A 3975-nucleotide genomic window follows, 5' to 3' on the forward strand; every position below is an offset into this window, starting at 1 on the left:
CGGCCGTCGCCGTGAACCTCTGGTACGACGTCGGTTCCCGGCACGAGCCGCAGGGGGCCTGCTCGGCCGGTGCGACCAGATCCGCACCCCGGCGCTGCGGGCCGGTGCGCCCACCCTCACCGAGCGGGAGTGGCAGATCGCGCGGCTCGCGGCCAACGGCAGGACGAGCCGGGTCATCGCCGAGCGGCTCTTCCTGTCGGCGCGCACCGTCGAGAACCACCTCCAGCGGATCTACGGCAAGCTCGGCGTGGCCGGCCGGGCCGAGCTGGATGCGGCGCTGCGGGCGATCCCGGGCCACGAGGGCGGGCAACCCGGGTGAACTCTAGGCTGGGGCGGTGAGCACCCTTCGCCCCGCGCTGCTGACCGACCACTACGAGCTGACGATGATCAGCGCCGCCCTGCGGGACGGCACGGCCGACCGCCGCTGCGTCTTCGAGGTGTTCAGTCGCCGGCTGCCCACCGGTCGCCGCTACGGCGTGGTGGCCGGGACCGGTCGGCTGGTCGACCTGATCCGTGACTTCCGCTTCGACCCGGAGGAGATCGACTTCCTGCGCCGGACCGGGGTCGTCGACGAGCAGACCGCCGCCTGGCTGGCGAGCTACCGCTTCACCGGCGACGTCGACGGGTACGCCGAGGGCGAGCTGTTCTTCCCCGGCTCGCCCATCCTCACCGTCTCCGGCGGCTTCGCCGAGTGCGTGGTGCTGGAGACGCTGGTCCTGTCGGTGCTCAACCACGACTGTGCGGTCGCCGCGGCCGCCGCCCGCATGGTCACCGCCGCCCGGGGCCGGACGCTGATCGAGATGGGCTCGCGGCGGGCGCACGAGGAGGCCGCGGTGGCCGCCGCCCGCGCCGCGTACCTGGCCGGATTCCGGTTCACCTCCAACCTGGCCGCCGGGCAGCGTTACGGGATCCCCACCGCCGGCACCGCCGCGCACGCGTTCACCCTGCTGCACGACGACGAGCGGGCCGCGTTCGCCTCGCAGGTCGCCACGCTGGGCAAGGACACCACCCTGCTGGTGGACACGTACGACATCAGCCAGGGCATCCGTAACGCGATCGAGGTGGCCGGCACCGACCTGCGCGCGGTCCGGATCGACTCCGGCGACCTGGCCGTGATCGCGCAGCAGTCCCGCGAACTGCTCGACTCGCTCGGCGCCACCGAAACCAAAATCATCGTCTCGGGCGACCTCGACGAGTACTCCATCGCCTCGCTCGCCGCCGAACCGGTGGACATGTACGGCGCCGGCACCTCCGTGGTCACCGGCTCCGGCGCACCCACCGCCGGGCTCGTCTACAAACTGGTCGAGGTCGACGGGCGCGCGGTGGTCAAGCGCTCCGAGCACAAGGCGACCATCGGCGGCCGGAAGGTCGCGATCCGCCGGCACAAGCCCACCGGGACCGCCACCGAGGAGATCGTCGTCCCGCAGGGCGTGCCGGACCACCGGCCGCACGACCGGATGCTGCAACGGTCGTACGTGGTCGAGGGTGAGTCGGTCCTGCTGCCCACCCTCGACGAGTCGCGGGAACACCTGCGGCAGTGCCTGATCTCCATCCCCTGGGAGGGGCTGAAGCTCTCCGCCGGTGACCCGGCCATCCCGGTCACGGTCATCCCGGCCGACTAGAAAGGGGCGAACGACTGTGAGCACCGCGCTGATCATCGTGGACGTGCAGAACGACTTCTGCGAGGGCGGTTCCCTCGCCGTCGGCGGCGGGGCGGGCGTCGCGGCCGGCATCACCCGGCTGCTCGCCGCCGAGCCGGACCGCTGGGACCACGTCGTGGCGACGAAGGACTACCACATCGATCCCGGAGCGCACTTCGGCAACCCGCCGGACTACGTCGACTCCTGGCCCCGGCACTGCGTGGTGGGCACCCCCGGCTCCGAGTTCCACCCCGACCTGGCCACCGACCGGGTCGAGGCGATCTTCCACAAGGGCGAGCACGCCGCCGCCTACTCCGGCTTCGAGGGCCACGCCGACGACGGCGAGTGCCTGGCGGACTGGCTCCGGCGGCACGGGGTGGACCGGGTCGAGGTCGTCGGCATCGCGACGGACCACTGCGTACGCGCCACCGCGCTGGACGCCGTGCAGGAGGGCTTCGCCACGACCGTGCTGCTGGACCTGACCGCCGGCGTCGCCCCGGACACCACCGACGTCGCGGTGCGGGCGTTCGAGGGAGCCGGCATCACCACCCACGGGGCACCTGTGATCAGGGCCGCATGATCCGGTAAATCGTTGGCGGCGGTCGTACCCCCGGTCGAGGATGTGCGCGGAGGTACGGACCGACGTGAACATGAAGCCTTACCGGGAGGCGCTGGCCCTGCCCGGCCTGCGCTCGTTGCTGCTGGTGGCGGTGCTGGCCCGGGTGCCGCTGACCGCGACCGGCGTGACCCTGACGTTCTACGTCGTGGAGGACCTCGGCCGCGGGTACGGCGCCGCGGGGCTGGTCGGCGCCGCGATCACCGTCGGCGCGGCGATCGGTGGCCCGCTGCTGGGCCGGCTGGTCGACCGGCGGGGCCTGCGACCGGTGCTGGTGCTGACCGCTGTCGCCGAGGCGGTCTTCTGGTCGACCGCGCCGATGCTCCCGTACCCTCTGCTGCTGCCCGCCGCGTTCCTCGCCGGCTCGCTGGCCCTGCCGATCTTCTCGGTGATCCGCCAGTCCATCGCGGCGATGGTCCCGGTGGAGCGGCGCCGGCCCGCGTACGCGCTGGACTCGATGTCGGTGGAGCTGTCGTTCATGGTCGGGCCCGCCCTGGCCACGGCGTCGGTCACCGCGATCTCCGCGCGGACCACCCTCTACCTGGTGGGTGCCGGGATCGTCGCCGCCGGCGTCGGACTGTGGCTGCTCAACCCACCGGTCCGGGGCGCCGGCGAGCCGGTGGCGACCCGCCGGCGGGTGCCCCGCCGGGAGTGGCTGACCCCGCGCCTGCTGGCCGTGCTCGCCGTCAGCACCGCGTGCACGCTCGTGCTGGGCGGCACCGACGTCGCGGTCATCGCGGTACTCCGGGAGAGCGGCGAGGTCGGCTGGACCGGCGTCGTGCTCGCCATGTGGGCGGTCGCCTCGCTGGTCGGCGGCTTCGCGTACGGGGCGGTCCGCCGGTCCTTCTCCCCGCTGGCGCTGATGGCCGCGCTCAGTCTCTGCACGATCCCGGTCGGCCTGGGCGGCTCCCACTGGTGGCTGCTCTGCCTGGCGCTCATCCCCGCCGGCGCCCTCTGCGCGCCCACCATCGCCGCCACCTCCGACGCGGTCAGCCGCCTCGCCCCGCCCGAGGCGCGCGGCGAGGCGATGGGCCTGCACGGCTCGGCCATCACGGTCGGCATCGCAGTCGGCGCTCCCCTGGCCGGCGCGGTGATCGACGCCCACGCGCCGCTGTGGGGCTTCGCGGTCACCGGGGCGATCGGCGTGGTCGTGGCCCTGCTCGTCCTGCCGGTCGAGCTGCGCCACCGCCGTACCGCCGCCATCCTCACGGCCGGACCGCCCGAGCCGGCACTGACACCGGTCCCCTGACCGCCCACCTGACCCCGCTCCGCCGGGCTGGGCTGGGCTGGGCTGGGCTGGGCTGGGCTGGGCTGGGCTGGGCTGGGCTGGGCTGGGCTGGGCTGGGCTGGGCTGGGCTGGGCTGGGCTGGAGATCTTGGTAAGAAACGGCCCCTGGAGGGGCCGATTTCTACCAAGATCTCCTTCGCATCTCGAACAGCGGAACGCCGATCCCGCTCTTCGGATGTTGGCACGTCACAAGGGGCTCGACAGTCGGACGGCGTCCGTGCGGCGTCGCCCCGAGGAGGGCGGCCATGATCCACTCAATGTCACCGACATCGGAACCACAGCCACGGGATGGGGCGAGACGGCAGCGCACGCGCGTCCCCGCGCAACGGCACACGGGCACGGGCACGGGCGCGGCGCACGGCGCACGGGCACGGCACAAGGGCACGGCGCACGGGCAGGGCGCAAGGGCACGGCGCAAGGGCACGGCACAAG

At 73.4% G+C, this 3975-nt stretch carries 4 protein-coding genes; all 4 read left to right on the top strand.

Features of this window, described 5'->3' with window-relative positions:
• The coding region (locus tag AB0I76_RS24375; protein WP_357039707.1) for a helix-turn-helix transcriptional regulator at positions 1–319 on the top strand (319 nt) is incomplete at its 5' end.
• Between the two features lie 16 nt (positions 320–335).
• Complete coding sequence (locus AB0I76_RS24380) at positions 336–1622, top strand: nicotinate phosphoribosyltransferase (protein WP_357039711.1); 1287 nt, start codon at positions 336–338, stop codon at positions 1620–1622.
• Positions 1623–1638: 16 nt separating this feature from the next.
• Positions 1639–2220 carry an isochorismatase family protein gene (locus tag AB0I76_RS24385; protein WP_357039714.1) on the top strand — a complete coding sequence of 194 codons (582 nt, stop codon included), beginning with the start codon at positions 1639–1641 and terminating at the stop codon, positions 2218–2220.
• A 40-nt stretch (positions 2221–2260) separates the two neighbouring features.
• Positions 2261–3505, top strand: a complete 1245-nt coding sequence (locus AB0I76_RS24390) for an MFS transporter (protein WP_357039717.1) — start codon at positions 2261–2263, stop codon at positions 3503–3505.
• Positions 3506–3975 lie beyond the last annotated feature (470 nt).

The organism is Micromonospora sp. NPDC049799, from assembly GCF_040656655.1.
Classification (GTDB): Bacteria; Actinomycetota; Actinomycetes; order Mycobacteriales; family Micromonosporaceae; genus Micromonospora.